This is a genomic window from Paenibacillus sp. NMA1017, from assembly GCF_058895805.1.
On the sequence record NZ_JBZXYR010000002.1, the window covers coordinates 488,689 to 509,473 of the forward strand.

General features: G+C 41.7%; 22 protein-coding genes. 3 read left to right on the forward strand and 19 right to left on the reverse strand.

The window, feature by feature from the left end:
• The first annotated feature begins 182 nt into the window (after positions 1 to 182).
• Entirely contained in the window at positions 183 to 1,085 is a 903-nt protein-coding gene (locus AC5ELV_RS07275) for a discoidin domain-containing protein (RefSeq protein WP_493429666.1), read from the forward strand.
• Between the two features lie 25 nt (positions 1,086 to 1,110).
• Here AC5ELV_RS07275 and AC5ELV_RS07280 read toward each other — a convergent pair whose 3' ends face one another.
• On the reverse strand, positions 1,111 to 1,353 hold the full coding sequence (locus AC5ELV_RS07280) for a hypothetical protein (protein WP_493429667.1): 243 nt from the start codon (positions 1,351 to 1,353) through the stop codon (positions 1,111 to 1,113).
• Positions 1,354 to 1,668: 315 nt separating this feature from the next.
• On the opposite strand from AC5ELV_RS07280, the gene AC5ELV_RS07285 reads away from it, so the two are divergent.
• Positions 1,669 to 2,517, forward strand: coding sequence for a hypothetical protein (locus AC5ELV_RS07285; RefSeq protein ID WP_493429668.1), 849 nt, complete (start codon positions 1,669 to 1,671; stop codon positions 2,515 to 2,517).
• Positions 2,518 to 2,686: 169 nt separating this feature from the next.
• On the opposite strand, the gene AC5ELV_RS07290 is transcribed toward AC5ELV_RS07285, so the two are convergent.
• The 7 genes from AC5ELV_RS07290 to AC5ELV_RS07320 form a co-directional block, all read right to left on the reverse strand.
• Positions 2,687 to 3,382 (reverse strand): hypothetical protein, encoded by a 696-nt coding sequence (locus tag AC5ELV_RS07290; protein ID WP_493429669.1) that lies wholly within the window; start codon positions 3,380 to 3,382, stop codon positions 2,687 to 2,689.
• A gap of 2 nt (positions 3,383 to 3,384) precedes the next feature.
• Positions 3,385 to 4,164, reverse strand: coding sequence for a hypothetical protein (locus AC5ELV_RS07295; protein ID WP_493429670.1), 780 nt, complete (start codon positions 4,162 to 4,164; stop codon positions 3,385 to 3,387).
• Between the two features lie 131 nt (positions 4,165 to 4,295).
• Complete coding sequence (locus AC5ELV_RS07300; RefSeq protein ID WP_493429671.1) at positions 4,296 to 4,856, reverse strand: phage holin, LLH family; 561 nt, start codon at positions 4,854 to 4,856, stop codon at positions 4,296 to 4,298.
• 2 nt (positions 4,857 to 4,858) lie between these two features.
• Complete coding sequence (locus AC5ELV_RS07305; RefSeq protein ID WP_493429672.1) at positions 4,859 to 5,821, reverse strand: GH25 family lysozyme; 963 nt, start codon at positions 5,819 to 5,821, stop codon at positions 4,859 to 4,861.
• Positions 5,799 to 6,299 carry a phage holin family protein gene (locus AC5ELV_RS07310; protein ID WP_493429673.1) on the reverse strand — a complete coding sequence of 167 codons (501 nt, stop codon included), beginning with the start codon at positions 6,297 to 6,299 and terminating at the stop codon, positions 5,799 to 5,801. The genes AC5ELV_RS07305 and AC5ELV_RS07310 overlap by 23 nt, the downstream gene beginning before the upstream one ends.
• Complete coding sequence (locus tag AC5ELV_RS07315) at positions 6,274 to 6,495, reverse strand: hypothetical protein (RefSeq protein ID WP_493429674.1); 222 nt, start codon at positions 6,493 to 6,495, stop codon at positions 6,274 to 6,276. Before AC5ELV_RS07315 ends, AC5ELV_RS07310 begins: the two co-directional genes overlap by 26 nt.
• A 59-nt stretch (positions 6,496 to 6,554) precedes the next feature.
• A complete protein-coding gene (locus AC5ELV_RS07320) occupies positions 6,555 to 7,343 on the reverse strand; it encodes a BRO-N domain-containing protein (protein WP_493429675.1) in 789 nt (262 codons plus the stop codon).
• 165 nt (positions 7,344 to 7,508) lie between these two features.
• On the opposite strand from AC5ELV_RS07320, the gene AC5ELV_RS07325 reads away from it, so the two are divergent.
• The gene (locus AC5ELV_RS07325; RefSeq protein WP_493429676.1) at positions 7,509 to 7,673 is read left to right on the forward strand and encodes a hypothetical protein; all 165 of its coding nucleotides are present in this window, start codon (positions 7,509 to 7,511) and stop codon (positions 7,671 to 7,673) included.
• Here the strand turns inward: AC5ELV_RS07325 and AC5ELV_RS07330 are convergent.
• The 11 genes from AC5ELV_RS07330 to AC5ELV_RS07380 all read right to left on the reverse strand — a co-directional run bounded on the left by AC5ELV_RS07330 (position 7,656) and on the right by AC5ELV_RS07380 (position 20,707).
• Positions 7,656 to 7,892, reverse strand: coding sequence for a hypothetical protein (locus AC5ELV_RS07330; RefSeq protein WP_493429677.1), 237 nt, complete (start codon positions 7,890 to 7,892; stop codon positions 7,656 to 7,658). The two genes, AC5ELV_RS07325 and AC5ELV_RS07330, sit on opposite strands and share 18 nt — an antisense overlap.
• 403 nt (positions 7,893 to 8,295) lie before the next feature.
• Positions 8,296 to 8,991 (reverse strand): hypothetical protein, encoded by a 696-nt coding sequence (locus tag AC5ELV_RS07335; RefSeq protein WP_493429678.1) that lies wholly within the window; start codon positions 8,989 to 8,991, stop codon positions 8,296 to 8,298.
• 103 nt (positions 8,992 to 9,094) lie between these two features.
• Positions 9,095 to 9,694, reverse strand: a complete 600-nt coding sequence (locus AC5ELV_RS07340; RefSeq protein WP_493429679.1) for a 2,' 3'-cyclic nucleotide 2'-phosphodiesterase — start codon at positions 9,692 to 9,694, stop codon at positions 9,095 to 9,097.
• Between the two features lie 64 nt (positions 9,695 to 9,758).
• Positions 9,759 to 11,909, reverse strand: a complete 2,151-nt coding sequence (locus tag AC5ELV_RS07345; protein WP_493429680.1) for a phage tail protein — start codon at positions 11,907 to 11,909, stop codon at positions 9,759 to 9,761.
• Positions 11,910 to 11,921: 12 nt separating this feature from the next.
• Positions 11,922 to 12,551, reverse strand: coding sequence for a phage distal tail protein (locus AC5ELV_RS07350; protein ID WP_493429681.1), 630 nt, complete (start codon positions 12,549 to 12,551; stop codon positions 11,922 to 11,924).
• 32 nt (positions 12,552 to 12,583) lie between these two features.
• A complete protein-coding gene (locus AC5ELV_RS07355) occupies positions 12,584 to 12,724 on the reverse strand; it encodes an XkdX family protein (protein ID WP_493429682.1) in 141 nt (46 codons plus the stop codon).
• Positions 12,721 to 13,101 (reverse strand): hypothetical protein, encoded by a 381-nt coding sequence (locus tag AC5ELV_RS07360; protein ID WP_493429683.1) that lies wholly within the window; start codon positions 13,099 to 13,101, stop codon positions 12,721 to 12,723. Before AC5ELV_RS07360 ends, AC5ELV_RS07355 begins: the two co-directional genes overlap by 4 nt.
• Entirely contained in the window at positions 13,098 to 14,318 is a 1,221-nt protein-coding gene (locus tag AC5ELV_RS07365; protein WP_493429684.1) for a phage tail protein, read from the reverse strand. The genes AC5ELV_RS07360 and AC5ELV_RS07365 overlap by 4 nt, the downstream gene beginning before the upstream one ends.
• A gap of 9 nt (positions 14,319 to 14,327) precedes the next feature.
• Positions 14,328 to 14,738, reverse strand: coding sequence for a phage tail fiber protein (locus tag AC5ELV_RS07370; protein ID WP_493429685.1), 411 nt, complete (start codon positions 14,736 to 14,738; stop codon positions 14,328 to 14,330).
• Positions 14,739 to 14,750: 12 nt separating this feature from the next.
• Positions 14,751 to 15,305: a phage tail domain-containing protein gene (locus tag AC5ELV_RS07375; protein WP_493429686.1), complete on the reverse strand. Its 555-nt coding sequence runs from the start codon at positions 15,303 to 15,305 to the stop codon at positions 14,751 to 14,753.
• Complete coding sequence (locus AC5ELV_RS07380; protein ID WP_493429687.1) at positions 15,305 to 20,707, reverse strand: transglycosylase; 5,403 nt, start codon at positions 20,705 to 20,707, stop codon at positions 15,305 to 15,307. Before AC5ELV_RS07380 ends, AC5ELV_RS07375 begins: the two co-directional genes overlap by 1 nt.
• Positions 20,708 to 20,785 lie beyond the last annotated feature (78 nt).

A 20,785-nucleotide genomic window follows, 5' to 3' on the forward strand; every position in this document is an offset into this window, starting at 1 on the left:
TAAATCTTCTCAATACTATATTGGGAGACATGTCGAAGTATCGCATATGTTGTCACATAATAAAAATAAAAATTAAAATTCACCATTAAACTTTATTTTGAATATATAGACATAAATGTTTAGACATTCCTTTATGATAATTGTATTCTTACTTAGCAAATAAAACAAAAAGGGGCTCTAACATGAAAAAAATATTTTTCTCTTTACTCTCTATCTTTTTTTTAGCTTCAATGTTTGCAAGTTCTTCTTTTGCTAGCTCAAGTAATGTTAACTTAATTCCAAAAATGACATGGAATAACATTCCTTCTGGAATTGCTAGTGCTAGTAGCAGTTGGAGTGATAGTCACCAACCATGGACCGTATTTGATCAATCCCTTAATGATAACGGGTGGTCTACAGCTGTAAATGGCATCCCTGGATGGATTGGTTACCAATTTGAAAAACCAGTTGTTGTGAACAAATATGTATTACAGGCTCGTGGAGGTAATAATTACAAGGCTGAATCTCCAAAAGATTGGACTTTTGAAGGCTGGGATGGAGCATCATGGGTGGTTCTCGATACACAAAAAAATCAAAGTAATTGGGATCAACCCGTAAAAAAAGAATTTACATTTAGTAACACAAAAGAATATATAAAATATCGGCTAAATGTATCAATGAATAATGGGCAAAGTATTCTGACTCTTGGAGCTTTTGAGATGTATAATACTAACCCAGTTGCTCCACCTACAACACCTGATCCATCTACAACACCTGACCCATCTACAACACCTGACCCATCAACAAAGCCTGATCCATCTACAACGCCTGGATCATCGGATACTGATGGATCATCGCAACCTACTGGAGACCGTGCTATTCTGACTATAACAATGGATAATGGATTTGATAAAGAATTCGATCTAAGTAAAAAAGAATTGAGTGCCTTCATCGCCTGGTATGACGCTAAAGATGCCGGAAGAGGTCCTTCATTCTTTGCCATTGATAAGCACAATAACAACATAGGTCCATTCAGCAACCGCAAAGACTACGTAATCTTCAACAAAATCCTTACGTTTGAAGTAAGTGAGTATTCAACTAAATAAAAGACAACAAAGGACTCCATACTGGTTACATTCCAGCGGAGTCCTTTTTCACATCTACTCTAAATTCAAACTGATTTCTCATGAAATAAGATCCGTTAATTTTAATCGACTCCGGTGTAATCTTCTCTAATGGACCGCCGTAATCTACAATATTTATCAAATCCTCTCCCAACGGCTGGACTACATACACTCTTACCTGGTTTAATGCAGTTGCAAATAATTCTATATCCGACTTTAACACTTTATATGTATGGTTCGTGTTGATCACCTCAGAATAGGCATTCGGTAAATAGTTTGAGAAACCCTTCAATAAAAAGCCATGGAGCAATCCGGTACTTTAATATTCCGTGAAGTATCTATACACGTCACCTGGCGGCATAGGCCTTCTCTGTCCACGCTCCCAGCCCTTTATAATTACGTCAAAACAAAATTTGTCATATATTAAAAGCCGATACAATCGCCTTTTTTCAGCACAAAGTGAACCTTACTGGATCTCCCCGATCGCTTGTAGGCCATTTAATTCGTATATAGAACGGATAAAATGGGGAATTTATAAATAGTTGATATCCAATGGAGGGTAAACATGAACAAAAACATAGAACCGGAATCTAATGATTTTTCCCGTTTGTTTGAGAGATCACTGAACGTGCCAGAAAACAGCGTGAGTTCACATAATAAATTAATGGCTGAACCCATTACCTTGGCTGCGCTAGGTTTAATGGTCTCACAAGGAGCTCTACAAGCACTTGGAGCAAAAATATTCAATTCAATTTTTGATACAGATTTAAATGTTAAAGAATTGTTGAAAGAAACCGTTCGTCAAATCGAAACCGTTGTACGCGAAGCTTTAAGTGCCGAGGCGATCCGTCAATGTGAGGCTAGAATTGATGCTTTAACGTCTTTAATGAGGGCGTATCAAAACGCACCAGATACAAGCTTGGACCGCTTAGAAGACGCGACCTCAGAATCAAACGGCCTTACGTCAGAATGTAAGTCTCTTGGTTTTAAAGCGGTTCTTCCATTTTGTACGGCTGTAGTGTTACAAATTGCGGTCCTGCAGGAGAGATTAGCGCGTTTCAATGATCCTGGTGAACGAACAACAATAATTCAATTATGCGAAGAATCCTATAATTATGCCGCGCAAGAGGCTATGCTTGCTTGTAAATTATGGTCCGATGGGCACTTCAGTGATGTAGAATACGGTCATATTGACGGTAATTTGGGGCTGCCTGGATGGTATTACACGTTTAATGATGAACAGGTTTTCTTAGGAACCCCCGTAAATCAACACAAAGATTGGGTAGTCCAGGAACGAGAACAGCGAATGATAGATATACTATCACAGTTACGAGAAGGACTGCAGTACGGACCAGCTATGAAAATAGCATATGACATTTGGAAGATTGCGAAAATGTATAAAGAACAGCAATAGGGAACGCCGTCGATGCCGATTAGATAATTGGTGTCAAATCTCCAATCACAAGGGGTGAAAAGTGTCATAAAAAATTGACACCGTTCACCCCCTTAAACATAAAAACACCCCACCAGCTTAGCCAGTAGGGTGTCACCGATACTTTTGCATGTGTAACTTATGTATTGAACTAAGGTGTAAGTACTTCTTCTTTATAAAGGATTGGTTTAAGAGCAAGTAACAAGTCTATATCTTCCTCTGGTGTTCTATTCTGCATTAAAACAACGGTTTTATTAGCTGTTATTGTAAAATCGTAACTCACTTTTTCAAAACTCAAAGCGCAATTTAGTGATGAAAGCTTACCTGCTGCCTTCATGCGATCATAATCTTCACTTAAATTAACGTGATCGCCGAAAAGAGCGGCACTTTTCAAAGTGCCTGTATTCAATCCTCCAAACCAACTCCCCCAGACATTGGTTGAATGTTTAACAACATAAGCAAAATCAACTAACGATCTATTGACAGAAAAACTTTCTGGAAAATATCTTTTGAAGCGTCTTATAGATCCGTTAACTGCGCTTTTATTACCTTCGAGAATTAAAATTTTTAATTCAGGATTATAGTATCCATTGATACTCTTATTCTCAATAAATCTTTCAAAGAAAACATCTTCACCGTAGGCTCTCCCACTTTTTCTCTTCACATCTTCATGAATGATTATAAGTTTTTGGAATCCCCTATAGTACTGTGTAGTTATTAACTTGATTTTTGATGATGGTTCTGAGTCTTGGTGACTATCCATAGACAATTGCTGCGGAGTCATCACCTCATTAGATTCACCAAACAAATCAAGCTTTTCAACATCTAAAAAGTGATAAGCTCGCATCTTTACTCCCCCACTAAAGATAAGAAATTTCCCGAAGCAGTTTGAAAATCAGAAAGAGTAGTGGTTGTGCATTCAATTCCTTTTTTGCCAACCTTAACGTTCCGCTTACTGATCCCCTTACTTTCATTGTACATAAAAGAAAAGTCAACAATAGAAGCCTTGTCAATGTTTTTTACAGCCAGTCCCATGAACGGGTTACTCTTGCCGAAATCAATCTTAAAAAGATATTTTGAATCTTCGGGTTTCGTTTCTTGTGTAATCAAAGTCATTAATGGAATTATTTTTTCATCCAATGTTTCCATTGCTAAGCTGTAAGATGCATTGTAATCTCTAATTCTTAAAACTAAATGCCCTCTATGCTCATCTTCATCCGCATCATAAATAGTTGCATAATCAAAGAATACATTTAGTCCTTTAGAAAAGGCCTGAATTGTATTATTATCAACCATTACAAACTCTGCTTTCCCATCAATATCCTCGATTTTTTTCTTAATTTTAATAAGTATTGATTCATCAAAGTTACCATCAAAAACTGAACTCACATTCCAAGTAGCATTGCTATTCAGAAAAATTATTTTGAGTCTAGATATGAATAAATGAAACTTATGATAGTAATTATATAATGTTGTTAAAATACCTAGGATACCAAAAGCATATTTGAGGAAGTCCAAAAAATTGGATAAAATATGATTCAGATTGTTATATACAGAAATGGCAATCACTGAAGTCAGGAGCGTGGCAAAAGAAAACAGGAATTTGCGACTATAGTACCATTTCTTCATACAAAAAAGCTCCTTTCTTAGTAATTCTCGTTGTTTTCATTATATTGGTAATAATCTGAAAAAACAATGAATGATTGCTCAAACAAAAATAACCCTGCTAGCATACACCAGCAGGGTACTGTTTTATCCTTTTATTCCGTGGTCATAGGCGTTTCTACAGCTTCTACCGGCGCTAAAATAAGCTCGGATTCAGACTGCACCTGAGTAGGAACAACAGCGACCCCATCCGCTGTAGCCTGAGCCAAGAAATCATTTATCTTTAGAGCAAGATCCGATACAGCTTCCTTAGCTGCGGCCTGTGCTACCTCCTCGTTTGGCTGTGCTTCAGTAGCCAATACTGCTTTTGTTTTGGTCTTATACTCCAGATATGCTTTCTCAATCGCGGATTTTAGCTCTACTTGGGATACTACGATACCTTGACTGGAAAGAGTAAGTGAAGCATACTGCAAAGCCTCCTGAAGCTTACGTTCTCCTCCAGCTTCTTTAAATGCTGTTTGAGCAAAAGCAAAGCCCTCCCCAGCAATTTTATGGATTACTTCCCTCTGTGCCGCCGTGGTACGCGCTTCTAGCCACACGTTAACCTTAGTCTTGAGTTTGTTCAGACCTCCTAAAACAAATGCTGTAAGCACACCCGCAGCGGCTGTGGCGATGGTATTTACGTAAGGTTGTACAGTTTCGATAATTGATTGCATGATTACTTTTCCCCTTTCGTTTTCAAGGATGTGATTTTGTGTTTTGAATCCCAGGACACTACTCCGCCGTAAGCTTCTGCAATTGGCTTGAGCTGCACATAAGCCGTGTTCTCTACAAGTTGGACACTTTGCAGCTTGGCTCCGTTTAAATACGCTTCCTTACGGGTGTTGTCCCAGTGATAGGATAATCCCAAGGCGTCTTCCAAAGATCGCAGCGGTACATAAGTTCTGGAGCCATACAGGAGTGCTTTTCCCGCTTCCTTGCCATTGACGTGGAATGTGCCGAATGATACGGATTTTGTGTTCTGTTCAGGTATAGCAGATCTTTTCCCGAATCGTGTCCGTAGTTCTTCAACCGTGCCGGAATACTCATTCATATCCACATTCCCTTTAATGCCTGCCACTTTACCGCTATCGCTGTATTGCCAAATATCCCAACGTTTCCACGTCACTGTGTCGCTTGGGACACGAGTATCACTGTATCGGGCTATCCATAGTGGGTAACCGCCTAATGAAGCATTAAAATTGGCTGCGAATGCATTGCCTGTATAGATAATGGGCTTGCGTCCTGTAAGTCGCTCCAACTCGAGCAGGAAGGCCAAAGCTACAGCACTAATAAGTGTTTTGGACAAGTTGCCAGGATTGTTTTCATAGTCCATTACAGGCGGCAAGTCCAGTGATTTCCCACCACCTACCTGTTCCAATACCCCTGCAAAATGCCTTGCTTCCGCTTTCGCTGCCTCAACATTGGTGGCATCTAAAAAGTGGTATGCACCTAGCAAAACCCCCGCTGTTCTGGCTCCTTTTGCATTCGTAGTGAATGTAGGATCAACGTAACGTTGCCCCTGGCTGGCCTTGATGAAGGCAAATGAAATACCATCCGCCTTGACCGCCTTCCAATCAATCTTTCCTTGATAACGGGATACGTCGATCCCTCTTGCATTACGGCTGTTTCTTCGTTGCATCGTCTTTCTCTCCTTCCTTACCACTTTTACTTTTCAAAACTTCGACCGCCTGTCGGATCACAGGCGGGATAGGAGCGCCGAGTCTACCGCCATTCTCCAAAATGGACAGCAGCTCATTTGCCATATAAAAATAGGCGACCGCATCCCGGAATAGGTGCGAATCGCCTAAGACTCCATCTATTAGATGGGATACTGCTACCATTGCAAAAATGAATACTTTTCGAGCGATACCGATAAGACCAATCTTGCTTTTTAAACCGGGTCCAGTTCCCTTCTTACCTTCAGCGCCAGCCGCGAATAATCCAGTTACGTAGTCAATAATGACCAGCGCGAGCAACACCCCCAATACTCCCGACCACCCACCGTAAAAATACGTTACAGCGCTGCTTCCTAAAGCAGTACTGAACTTAAAAACCTCCCACTTATCCACCTTGCTTCCCCCGTCTCTTTGTTCAGGAAACTTTACCTGAGCCATCATCGTTTGCTTTTTGATTCTTTTCTTCTTGAGCTTGTATCTCTGCTAATGCATTTCCTACAGCAATATCCAATCCCTCAAGTATTTCCTTACGTTTATGTGGCTGTGAAGCAATCACAGCAGAAATTACCTGTGTAATTTCCTCCACTGGTCTTGTTAAGTCCAAATGTGCCTCCAAAGTAGATACTATCTTCGCCAACTCCCTCACCTCCTTTGAGCAAATAAAAAAGACACCTTCTTTTAAAAGTGTCCTCTGGATTATCTTCCGTTCAATTCATATAGTTCCTGAGCAAGTTCTTTCACATCATTCTCATACAGCTTTGCAGCAATTTCATAAAGCTCTGGAATTTTCCCCATTACCTTATCGATGAAATCAATTTTGTTCTTTAGCTTCGGTTTGTGATCTTCGTTGTAACGATCTAATCTCGCGGTCAGATTGGTATGGTATTTCATTTCAAATTGCTTATACAGCTCACGCCAGCGTTCTTGATACCTTTTCCCACCTCTACGGACAACCCTGTTCAAGATTTGTCGTTTAGCGGCAAGGTCGATATCATCAACCAACCCGACAATGACCGTCTCTTTATATTCAATTTCTTCACGTTGGGATTTGATTACTTCGTTTTGTTGTCGCACAACCGCTAAAGTCTGTTTGAACATGGCTCTGGTCTGGTCGTCAACAAAAGGGAGATATGTTTCGATGAATGCATTTTCGTTCGCTACGTATCCTCCGGTCTTTCTAATGGAAGGTAGTACCTCATCTGCCACCTTAGCCTGAAATGCTTCAGCTACTTCATTTTTTGCCTTCATCGCAAGACGATAGAAAACATTCTCAGGTATATAAGATTCTTTCGCCCACTTGTGGTCGAAACCAAACTCATCCAGGTATTCAAAAATGCGTTCCCACCGGATGCTGTTGTATTCCTTCCCGTTCTTGGTTTCGCACTTAGTAAATCCAAGGCCGCGCACCGTATCTCCTAAATTCAGTTGAGCTGTACCATTTCCATCAATGAACCCTCGCACTCCATGAATCGTAAGTATATCCACAACCGATCATTCCTTTCTTTGAACGCAAAATAAGCCCCTGAGTTATCAGAGGCTTTCATACTTGTATTTTAAATTAGTTCTATTGCGATAACGCTACGGAATTAGAGGTCTGTTGATAGTTTATGTCGAAAAGATAGAAACACAATAAAGAAGGAGGCGTTAGTTTTGGACAGTAATCAAGTAGCTCATGATTTGACTATTTTATTTCTAAAAAATTCCGCAAACTTATCTGACTTAAAAAATCCAGAAGACTATGTTTGGATTTACCAAGAAAATTACAAAAGGATATTAAACGAAATTAAAGGAACTGAGTCATTTTTCTTTGGCTGAAAAGATTGAATCAATCTCATTAATGTATGCGGTTTGCATCACTGTACAATTGGTCGCGGCTTCTTTCGCCTTTTCCAATATGATTATAGCCGTCCCAACTGTGCAACGCTGCCCACCCAAATAAGTGAGTACATCTTTTACGCATTCAGCTACTTTTTCATTGTGAATACCTACAGCTACATCAACATGGATCGGACTTATATTGTTTCTTTCAGACATTATTAACCATCCACCTTTATAAAAGAGTAAAGGCCTATCTGAATTAGGATAGGCCTTTCTATGTCTTTATTGTATTTTCTATTTAGTGCATCGGTACTACGGATAAAAGAGGATTATCTGTTTTTATGTCGAATCTCGATTTAAAGAGAAATAGAAGGGAGGGATAATTATGCCAAACAAAGAGGTAAGAAACCAACCCGAGATCTTAAACGAATCTATAAACAAACTATCTGCGAGAGTAAAGCCCGATATCAAGAGTGGCAATAATAACAAAAAAACAGAGGGAGACAAAAAATGAGTAACCACAATAAACCTGCAATCCCATCAAAACCAATCCATATCCCCCCTGCTAGCGAACAAAGATCAGTCGACAAGCCTAGTGCTCGTATTTCATCTGCCGCTCCTAAGAAGAAGTAGTCTTCATATCTTCCAATTGGGCGTTTTCTATGTCATCAGGATCAAATATTTTGATATACGTTCCCGCCTTGGTATCGTACAGAATTTGAGACACGGAAATGTTGTGTTCGTTGACTAAATCAGTGAAAAATTTAATGTCGTTTAAGTTTAGGTAGCGTTCCGGTTCAAATGTACGGGACGCTTTACTTATACATCCGATAACGGGATCTCCTTCTTTATTTATTTTACCAATTTCAACCACTTGTGAATCGTTCTTAGTGAATATTTCATCCCAGACAGATGCGTTTTCCGAAAAACTAGCAACTCCACGTTTATTTCGAACTTTGTTGATCACTTTCATTTGAAAAGGATGTATCCATCTCACCCAAATCAAACTCATGAAGAAACTAACAATAACACTAAGAAGCAAGAACACAACGAGAAAGAAAATATCGTTTGACTTACTTTTTAATGCGTTCAACGACCAAACGATCTCCGTTTTTCCGATAAACCGTGAAGCGAAAATAGCGCTATTATATATTAGCAACGTCACAAATGAAGTTGGAAGCCATAATAGCGCAGCTACTGCCGTAAATTCTCCAGGTGTATGCTTCACTACTGGATTAACCCCAAATGATTGAATCCAAAAATACATTAGGAATCCGGGCAGTATAAAGACAATTGAACCTATAAAGTTTTCCATGTAGCACTTCCCTTTCCTTATATGTCATACAAAAACCCTCCGTTTTTAAGAGGGCTTCTGCATATAAGTATATAATTTGGTTATCACGGTAGCACTACGGATTTTATTTAAGTGCTGCTATAGCTTTATTTATTTCTTCTAGTTCAGTCTTATATTTAGCTATATTTGTTTCAGCTTCTTGTAATACTTCTCCCGTACCTTTTGTCTCGGAATCCAGATTGTCCATCATCTTCTTATTTCCTGAGTATTCTTCTCTAAGTTTGTTGTATTTTTCAAGAGACTGTTGTAGGTTATTTTTATCTTTTTCAGTATCATTTATAAATTTTTCCAGTTCGGTTTTTCTCTCTTCCAGTTTGGAAGCAGGCCATCCCTGGTATTTACCTGAAGAAGCTTTAACTTCAGTATTTTTCACTTCAGTATTTGTTTGTTTTGAAGAAGTATTCGACGATTCAATTTGAATTGTTTTCCCGTCCACTTTTAAATTCACTCCTAAAGAGTCGGTAACAGCTCTCAAAGGTACATGTGCCTTTCCGTCAACCACGATGGCATTTTCGACAAGCGAATTACCATTGACCTTTACCGCATATTCCCCTGCTACCTTTTCTCCGACTAAAGATTTAACTTGATCTGCAAATGAGCTACCAGCCGTAGCGACAACTGCTCCGATCAACACACCACTAAGTAAATAAGACCATTTTTTCATGAACCGTACCCCCTACATAGTATATATGTCCTAATATTACCATCGGTAGGAGGTACAGTAAACATTATGTTGACGAGCTACTAGAACTTCCGCCAGCGGGGATGTTAACTGTAGCCACAGTTTTTCCTTGGCTAAACAATTTTAGATTCCTGGAACCTGGGTCGAATGTTGCATTAACGATCAAACCATTAAACAAATCACCACGTATTTCAGCAATATCATTACGGAAATCTCTGAGAGTGTTATCAAGCCCTTTAATGCTCTCTACTCCTAAAGCCAGTCCACTTATTGTAGCTTCTGAAAAATCTACAGGACCTTTTAAATATGTGGCATCATCTATAGACCGGATAATAATAGGTCCCATGTTCCCTAAATGAAATCCTTCTCTATCTCCGTAGACACTTCCTCTTGGTGAGCCATCATCCATAAACAATAAGCCGCCTCCGTCATTGTACTGCCCTAATGAAACAGCTTCTCCACCGCGCGAATTATAAGCAGTAAGACCAATAGAGTTTATTTCTATGCGTCTTCCCTCTTTGGCTGTACGAAACAAGGCCCCTGTAATAATACCGCCCTCTATTTCATTACCGATTAGTTTGCTTCCTCGTATTGTACTTGCATTAACAGTACTGGCTCTAATATCTGAAGCATTCATTTCTGAATTATCAATTTTCCCTGTCAATTCTATGGAGCGAGCAATAATATGACCTTGCATGTCTATCCGTAATGGTGCGCTGTTGTAGTCGTCATGACCTGCGCTAATGCCGTTCGTGTTGATCTTTGTCACGTTATTACCGCTACCAATTACCAAGGATACAAAGTTACCCAGTTGCCCGACAATCTGTTCGGCTACCACCCCGCGCGCTGTAATTGCTGTTCTTGCTGTTTTACCTCCGTCCGTTGTTAAAACAACCCCGTTTGAAGTCATAATAACTTGGTTCTGAGCATTGGTCTTGTCCTGTAGGATTATGCCACGTTGATCGTACTTGATTTCCGTTTTGGAATTATCAATGTCGATCACGGCTTGCTTGGCAAAGGACTCAAATACTTCCGTTCGGATCTTCCCGTTACTGAACAGATTATTGATAATATTCTTGTTCCGCTCCAGGTCAGAAATGATATCTGCATAGTCCCGTAAATTGACATTTGATATGGTAGGCTCACTGTGTTTGTCTCGGCTATACGGATACTCTGTAAGCTCTGTAATCCGGGCTTTGAGTTTGTTCATATCCATAGCCGGGTCAATGCACATTACATTGTCGCCCAAAGCTGGTTTAGGTTCAGTATTGTCTATTTTGAACAGGTCCGCCGTCGATACGGTTACCTCCAGCGTCACGTTTTCCTGTTCAGCAAGCGCCTTACGTGTGGCCTTTAGCAAGTCCTCCGGTTCCTCTATGTCCTGTTCAATGATTTCCCCATCGTAAAAAGGAACCGACTCGCTGGCCCAATATTGAGCATAAGATGAAATTAAATAGTTAACAGCCAGTTTCCCGTTTACGATCGTTCCCGGTACGCCGGATAGCAAGCTCCGCTCCAAGTCGGTCAGTTTGGACGCATCCATTCCTATGAATGTCCGTCCATCCTTCATCTGAGCAAACATACGTGTCACAAGTGATTCACCTTTGTCTTTGAATGAACTGGATACGATATTCTTTTTGAGTCTGTATTGTAGTCCATTATCAGCCCCAATCTTTTTTCTCAGATTGATTACAAAGTTATCCGGTTCGACTTCACATTCATACATTTGCACAAGCTTATTGAGAGCTTCCAAGCACGTCCCACGCCCGAAGTCTTTGACATCATGCAAATCGAATGTGTCGTGGATAACGAATTTGAATCTCCCACCTGTAGCAGCTGTAATCAGTTCTGTGAGCTGGTTAATATGGATACCATAGGCTTCTGCAATATAAGATGCATACGGAAACTTGTAGTCATTTAGTTTGAACATTACGTGATTGCAATAGATATTTGCAGTCAGCTTTCGACCTTCCCGGGACCGACTCCGAGACTGAATGACATAAAATTGGCCACGCTCATCCCGAACGTGGCCCTTGATTTTTATCTTCTCCCTATAGTCTTCGCTGGTCATTGGAACCATAAAGGTTAACTCGTAGTCACTGTTAATCCTGCGCCGCCGCTGAATGTCATAAGAGTCCACCAGCGTACCAACGCGTCTCATGTTTTTATCAAACACTTGCATAGTTGGAGTAGGCATAGTCCACCTCTCTTAATATAAGAATTTATCCCGGTGTGTAATACGGAACAAAACTGTCCGGCCTGTCTCTGGATCTGTCCAGGTAAGATTGTTATTGCCGAGATTTAAGTCAAAGAAATCACCATTATACAAGTGAGAAACGTTCTGCCCATTGCGAGTGATCTTGAACTTACCTGAGTCAATCACAATAACTTCTCCCGGCCGGAACACATCTGTAAACTCAATGTAGTCGGTATGGAATTTTGACAGTTCCGCCGATATCCTTCCTTCCCCAGACATGGGTACTGCTTGCATCAGAATTTCTCGAACGTATTCTGCGTTAGTTATGCGTCCCTCGCCAGACATAGGAACGGCTTCCAAAGCATACTCACGGACAAAATCAGCCTGCGCCTGACCTTCACCGGACAACTCCGCAGCGGCAGTCATATCCAAAACAAATTCCAAAATGTATTCCGTTACGGTACCAGGTTCATCCACATTAAACGACATGAGATTGAAGGCATTGTCGCACTCAGATCCATCCGTCTCCACCTTCCGTGAGTACATTTGCCCGGAACCAGAAAGAGATGCAGAAAGGTCAATAATGTTCCCTTCTACATCTCCTGTATTAAAACCAAGGCTATTAAATCCACCATTAAACATAGCGTCCTCCTAACTTGCTAAGGAAAATTTTCCTATGCAAAGTCCAAGCCTGTAATGGTCTTATATTCCTCCGGTGTGATTTCCCCGAAACGGTTTGTCTCCGTGATTACTGCACCCTTCAATTTTTCTGCCGTTACCCAGTTCCACTTAAAAGCAAGAATCCAAAATGTCATGATTGATTAGCCCCTTTCAAATTGATTAGTTCCAATTTTGTAGCTGCCAGTTCAGCGCCCATGCTGGCTAACAGTTGAGTTTGCTGCATGGTTTGAATCTTCATTTCTGCGAGTTGCTGCCCAAGAAGTTCATCACTGGTCGGTTGTGCAGAACCCTTTACGATCAGACCGCCATCCGGTGCGGTTTCAATTTCCCGTTCTTCGATAGTTGCCCCTTCGGGTAGAGGGTTCATGGTCTGTTCTTCATACACAGCTTCTTTCTTGACGTTTCCATCATCGTCGTACTCTACTGGTAATACCAGGACTTGCTGTCGCTTATAGTCCCACGGCCCGATGTTGATTACCTCGTCATTTAAAACAACACATTCTTTTATCATTTTGCCACCCACCCCGTATTCCCAGAACCTGATTCTTTCACGTAAAGTGTGCTATTGGCTCCCCCATCCCTACGTCTATATATGGAGCCTACTAATGCTGTTAATGTGCCTTCAGGACTTCCGGCACCCGTATAAATAGAACCTGCAATGAATTTAGAATCATAGTCACTATTCCAAGCTTGTTGAGTTTGTCCTAAGAAAACACTCACTCGCGCGAATGCCCTAAATGCTGCTGGTCTATTGGGCTGAACAACTAATCGCACTCGTAGTTGTGTTTTGCCAGCAGGAATTGTAGGTATAATAGATTTTCGGTGCCAACTGGCATTTGCATCGCAGCCAGTGGAACCAAGATTCGCAGCTTTGGTGTCTGTTGCACTATCCAAACCTATTAGCTCCATATAAATGTCACCTGCACTTGAACCTACGCTATAAAATTCAACACTTATAATGTACTTGTCTCCAGGACTCACAAGTATGGATTCCGACTCTATGAATCTGTACCCCGTTCCACTTGCATCACCAAAGGCAAAATAAGCGGGTACGTCTCCTACTGCTGGTGACGTACTCCATCCTGTAGGATCACCGGAAAAGTTCCAACCCGTAAAGCCCATAAGTCCAGTACTATTAGGCATCATATTACTTGGACGATTTGAAGCCATTTTAGCGTTCCAGTTTGTACGCTCCGCTTCTGTGATATGTTTGGTAGCATCTGCAATGTGTGTTGTTAAAGCGCTACTGTTAGCTTTTGTACCAGCCAGATCATAAGCTGTTTTTACTGCACTCTCTGTAGCCGCTACATTATCCCGTGTTCCATCAATAGCATTTGATAGTTGAGTAATACCCTTTTTAGTTAAGGAAGCCTCTTGTGTCTTCTCGGCTACCGTAGTACTAAGAGTTGTTACCTTATTGTCGATTTCAGTGATGTTATCCTGCACTGCCCGAAAGTCACCAGCGGTAAAATTGCGTGCTACTCTTGTGCCAACAGGCCAAGCACGGGCAACACCCTCATAGCCACGGATACAGCCTTTCAACACGTTATCTTCCAAACTTGTATACGTAATCGTCTCTGCTGCATCTCCATTACCCAAAACGGCAATACCTTCGCCTTGAAGCAGCACGGACGGATTAGCAACAGTAATTTCCGTTTGTTTGTCCGTAATCAATTCAGTCAACTCTGTTTTAGGAGAGTTGACGACTGGTGGATACATTTTTTCCACGTTTCACACCTACCCTTCGTCTACTTTAATTTGCCCAGCCAGAAACCTGATCGTGTCATTTGTCTGGACCGTGCGTGGTGTTTTGACTGCACCGTGATAGACAAGATTGCCCCCGGTTGCTGCTGTCCGAATGCCTATGTGTGTTATCAATCCCCAATCTGCTCCAGCGATAGGAAAAGAGACATCCCCCACGCTGGAAGTAACAGCTCTACGATCCACTATAACTGGTTCTGAGAACGCCACAGCACGGCGCGTATAGCCTCCACCGCTTACTTCCTGCCCTGTATCCGCATCTGTAGGGCTGCTGGTGTATAGGGCAATGTAAAGCGCTTGAGGAGAAGCAAAGTTAATCCCCCGCAAGGCCGCATTAATACAGGCTGTTTTCCACCAGTTCGATTTACTAAGCAATATATCTGCCAATATAAAGACCTCCTATTCTACTTGATACTCATTCGCGATACGGAAATTCCGTATGTCGTTATTACCGATGTTGGTCAGGACAATAACAGGACTTGCCCTTTCGTCGCCAACTGATGTAACTGAAACGGTCTGCGGCGACTGCGTAATGATAGTCTCTCTAATGTTCTCTTCACTCTCAGGAAACGGATGCTCACCCATTTTAATTGGTATAGTCAGTTCCCCGTCCCAAAGTATCTTTTCGATATCCAACGTGCCAGCGTATCGTCCTATATACCGTCTTCCCGGCAAATCAGAAAATGTGAATACGATATCCCCTTTTTTAACATTAAAAAGAGCCGCCACTTGGGCGACTCTCCTATGGTAATCAAGGGTTGTATCATCAGCCATTAGGACGCATTCGAGATTGATTGTCCGCGCTCCGTAAGTACTGCCAAAATCCAGCTCTCCATCCCTCTCAGCTATTTCAAGGCTATGGTCTTTTGTCGGCGGTAACACAGGTATGTTGTGTTTTTTAAGTCCTAACCCAATGGATTTAAAAGACTTACCATCTGCCGTAGCGTCGATCATTAAGACTTACCTCCCCTCGCTTGCAACCTCCGCACCAGATTATCTCGTTCAGTCCAAAATACCTTTGCTGCGGATTCGTCTTCAATATAAGTATCGCCTGACTTTATTACGAACTGATTGCTAATTTGCTGCGGATTTGATCCACCCGAAGCTATTGGCATAGAAAAGTCAGGCATAGAAAAATTAAGTTTTGGCATCTTAAAATTGATAATCTTCCACAAGTTGCTTTGTTGTTGACCATTCAAATACATTTCCCCTTCTCGGGCAATGACGGGCACCTCAGCCCCCTTTTCTCCCTGGACTATCCCTCCAGAATGGAATTTTTGAAGCTTGCCTGTATCCTTCTTAATGCCATACTTATTCCGCAGAGCCGCATTCTCCTCATGTAGCTTAGCTTTCTCAGTTGCACCCGCTGAATACCATTTATCAATATTGGAATTATATCGTGCCAGGTCACTGTCTTTTTCAGAGATTGAGGAACCTGTATCAAAGGATGCAGACAATGAGGTGGCATTGATTTCAGCCATTTTAGCCTGATAGTCAGCAATAAACTGATCCAACTGACGCAGTATTTCCGCGTTCTTCTCGGTTTCTTTTGAGATTTGAGTATTTTTCAAATCTTCAGCTTTAGATTCAACGCCGTCTGAATATTCATCGTACTTCTCAGCAAGCTGATCATAATGCTGTTTGGTAGCTTCAATCTGGTCATTGTAATCCTTTTCTCGCTCAGTCTTCTCATCTTGAAGCTTTTTCTTTTGATCCTCCAAGCCTCGCTTTGCCAGCGTCCGGTTATGTTCCCGTTGCATATCCTCAATGTCTTTCTCGGTTTGTTTGCGCTCAGCGATACCCTCGGGACCAACGGCGGATTGGAGCAAGGCAAGACGTGCTTGCTTCTCTGCCATAGCACGATCATAGTCCTCGTCTTCATTAGCTGTCTGCATCTTAGCAAGCAAGTCGTCTATGGCCTTGATTTTAGCATCCTGAGCTTCGACAAAAGCATCCCGCTCCGCTTCAATCCGTTTGACTTCCTCATCACGAGTCTTTTCAAGCGCTTCCTTTTCCTTCTTGGCAGCTTCAGTAGCGGCCTTCTTCTGATCCTCCAAAAGTTGCTTCTTCAAGTCATGGACCTGTACATCAATTTCCATGCGTTGCTCTGACCCCTCTTTATAAAGAGCCTGCATTTTTGTCCATGCATTGAGCTGATCAGAAACAGAAATGGCTTCCATGCTTTTTTGGTAATTAATACGTTTCTGAAAATCGGATAGGAATTCATCTTCCAATGCCTTGCGCTTCTCATAGATTTTCTGTTGTAATTCAAAACTCTGTTCGGCGGTACGATCTTTAGCCTTACTCATGCGGATATAAGCATCGTATTCCATTTTTAAAATAGCAATTTGGCCTTGTCCTGCCATTTCCATTTTGGAAGTCTCTTTATCAATCCATTTTTCTGAATTTTGATATCGAAGCTCATTGTACTTGACAGTAAGATCGTAAATTTGCTTTTGGATATCTCTCTGGTTTGCTGGCAGCAGGTAGGCTTTATTTTGTTCTTTGGTATAGAAATCAAGAGATGATCTGGTCATTTCGATTTCTTGCTTGTTGGCCTGCCGCATGCGTTCGTTTTTCTTTTCTAGGTTGGCGACATCTTCTTCGTAGCGAGAATCATTCAATTTCTGAATGTCTCGTCCCCACTGCTTTAAGGCATCCTTGTCTTCCGTGAGGAATTGCTTATGCCGCTGCCCCAAGCGTTTATATCCAGCTATCTGTTGATCTATAGACCATTCATTACGTTCAGCGATGTATTTGAAGTTGTCCATATCATCGCTGTAAGAATCCTTACGAGCCTCAGCAGCTTCCCTGGCTGCTTTTTCAGCCGATTTCTCAGCATCGCTTTTCCCTTTTTTCTTATCCTTCTTACCTGACGAATCACTTACACCGAATCTACGATCTTTATAAAGATTGGTTAAAACATTAATTCGATGATCGTACTCTTTCGTATCCTTTTCATACTCACTGTATATTTCATCAAGTTCCTTTTTATTGTCCAATTTCTTCTTGTCTACATTAAGTTGATTCTGAAACGGAGCATTTAGGAAAGACTTAACTCCGGTCATATTGTTCAATTCTTTCTGTCTTGTCTCCACTTCTAATGAACTTCTCGCCATAACTCCATTTAGTGCCGCTTTGAGCTGTGCCAAGTTTTTAATAGCTTCAGCTTCAATGTTATATGCTTTTAACCGTTCATCTGTAGAAACTTTAGTGTTAAATGTGGAAGCCCTCTCCGATTCAAGGTCCGCTCTTGCTTTCTTCACTTTTTCTTTCCACAATTTTTCAATAGCACTTTTCTCAAAGGCCCACCCTTCACTCGTCTTATATATTTGTGCAGCTAACTCAGGATATTTTAATATTAAATCCGTTGCAGCAGCAGCGTTCATGGACTGCCCTTTTGTAAGATCATTTAAAACGCCAGTCAATTCACTCACAAGAGTGCTGTTACCTTGTATTTGCTCTCTTAAATCAGCAAGAGCTTCTTCTTGAGCTTTAGCACTTTCGGCTGCTGTTCCTGCTTTCCCTGCAAATTGGTCAAATCCATCAACAGCAATTTGCGTTAACTGTACATTAGTTTCTGCTAATGATTCAGCGAGTTTGTGGTTTTCTGTAACTAATGCATGGACTTCTTCCTTGGCATCCTTAACTTGACTCTCTTTATTCATGGTGCCCATTCTTTTTTCTATTCGTTCGTTCAGTACAGCTTCAATATCAGCTAATTTTTGTTGAGCCTTTGCTAATTCCTCAGCGTTAGTCTTTTGTTGTCTCATTATTTCAGACTGTTGGTCAAGTAAGGTTAATCTACTGGCTTCCCGTTTCTTTTGAATTAAAGTATTTAAATTTTCGATTTCTAGTTTTATAGCAGAATCACTGAAATTATTTGAAGATAATCGTTTAGCGCCTTCTTCTCCAAGTGTGATTACTAAGGCTTTTGACACTTCATCTAACTGCTTTTTTATATTTGTTTCTTTTTCTAAAGAAAGATTCCCCTTGCTAAGAGATTGCTCAAGTGACGTATGAGCATTTACCAATTTTGGAAGTAAATCAATTTGTCTCTGGTACTGGCTAATCATCTGTTGTGATGCACCAATTTCATCTTTTAAGGACTGAACGCGATCCCTGCTCGCCTTCTCCGCCTTACCACTTTGAAAGGCGAATACAGCGATAGCTCCAGCGATTAAAGACAACCCGGCTGTCGCTGCTGCTGTTGTGACCGTAGCGGCTGCTTGAGCTACAGATAGTGATCTCGTAGCCACCGTAGCTCCTTCTGTCGCAACAGCAAGAGTTCCCTGGGCAACAGCCGCCCCCTCCGTAGCGACCGTTCTCTGAACCGTCGTAAGGGTAGTTCCTTGCGATGAAACAATATTCACTTGGTTAGCAGTCGTATTTGCTCCTACAGCAACCGTTTCTGCTGTTTTAGCAGCAGTCAGCACTTTCACAGCTTCAACAACATTCATGATCGGTCCACTTAATGCTTTATACGCAAGTAATAATCCTCCAATTGCTGCCGTGCCTTGAAATACACCTGATGGAACTTTCGTAAGCCCAATGAGCAATTGGTCGATGGTATCTAGAACATCCTTGATCATGCGCCGTAATCCATCGTCGCCTGCATTGTTAAATATCTCAAGCAAAGATGCCTTGGTTTGTGCTGCTTTACGCTGAATGGTATCCATCTGAACTTTCAAGTATTCCATTGTCGATCCGGTAGAACCGATAGAGGCTGCTGTACCTAGCAAGATATCCCCTGCGTTTAAGGAAGCAGCCAATTTAGCATATTGATAGACACCGCGTGAAATATCCGCGTATGATTTTGTAAGATCATAATTCTTGTCGATTACTTTGGTCGACAACTCTAACAGGATGTCTTCTGCCCTTTTCCACTGCTCTGTACCATTTACAACTTCTTTTGTTTGAACTCCTAATCTCTCAATCTCTGCAACTGCTTTATCTGTACGGATTGTACCCAGGACTGTCTTCCACATGTTCCCCAAGTTTTCCCCGCTGAGAGCTGTGTTACGAACACCTGCTGAAATCAAGCCGTTCATAAAATCAAATGAAACGCCTGTTTCTGCCGCTATCTTACCTGTCCGTTCGAAGGCAGCTCCCAAGTCCCTCGCTGGTGCCATCGTGTCATGGGCAACCTTGGACCAGGAATCCAGCACGCGACCACCAAGCACCATGGCGTCGTTGCTGTCTTTAATCTGGACGCCATATTGAGCAAATGTGGACTCCATTGATTTAGTCGCGCCTTCAAGAGAAACCAAATCGACAGTCGAGAGCATCGTAGACTTACGCACCATTTCCTGAACTACGCCTGCGTCCTTATACATCCGGCCCCACAAACGCGCAGATTCGGTAACATCCATAATCTCACTTCCCAAGTCATGGGCCGTGCGAATGAATTTGGTCGTTTGGTCATGTAATTTTTCGGTGTTCATAACCATTTCTTTAGTGCCTTCGTTATATTCTAAAAAGTAATGTTCATTTGTTTGGATATAACCCGCCATGTTGGATTCTATCCCAACCAATCCTTCTTTTAGTGCTTCCTGCACTTTGTGCATGGCTGCATACATTGTGTTGAATACAAGCGCATGCGTAGCCATATCTCCTACTCGACTCATCCAATTAGGAGTTGTATTAAAAGTCTGCTTCATTTGCGCTTCGGTTTGGCTCAGTGAACGACGGATCTTCTGTTCTTCTTGAAGCACCTTTTCGCGAACCTGTGCTTCTTTCTGCTCTCTAGCGCGCAGAGCACTTAGCCAGAACTTTTCATAATCCTGTGCGTTTTTCCTCGCCTGCTGCGCTTCCTTATCCGCCATTTGTTGCAGCTTTATGCGGATAGCCTGTTCTTGCATAAGAACACGTTCACGCGTCTTATCATCCGTTCCTGCCCCTGAAACTTTAGCAACTCTCTGCCCGGTTGATGTCGCCTTATTTTGAAGGGCCTCCATCCGTTTTAGATGCTCTCGTTCCTGCTGCTCAATTGCATCCTCACGCTTTTTTACAATGGACTGCTGTGCTCTGAGTTTCTCGTCGGTTATCTTATTCGCCTGGTCCAGTTGATTCTTCCGAGCATTATTTAATTCTGCCTGTGCAGTACGCTGCTTTACAAGAGCTTCGGATTCAGCGAGAATCTTCTTCCGTCTGTCTTCTGCACTCAAAGCAAACTTATCCGCACTACTGGCTAAGGATTTGAAATTTTTCTCACTGATTCCTAATTCAGCATTTAGAAGTTTAAACGATTCAGCATTGGCTCTTGCTCCATTGTCGATAACCTTGAATGCAGGTAATATCTTGCTGGTATCCAGGTTTATTCGTGCGCCTACTACATCCTTATTTAAGTCTGCCACTTAACTCACCTCACAAATGGTTCAGGAAAAGTTTCCTGACCTAAATACAGAAAAAGAGGCATCCTGCATGATTGCGGA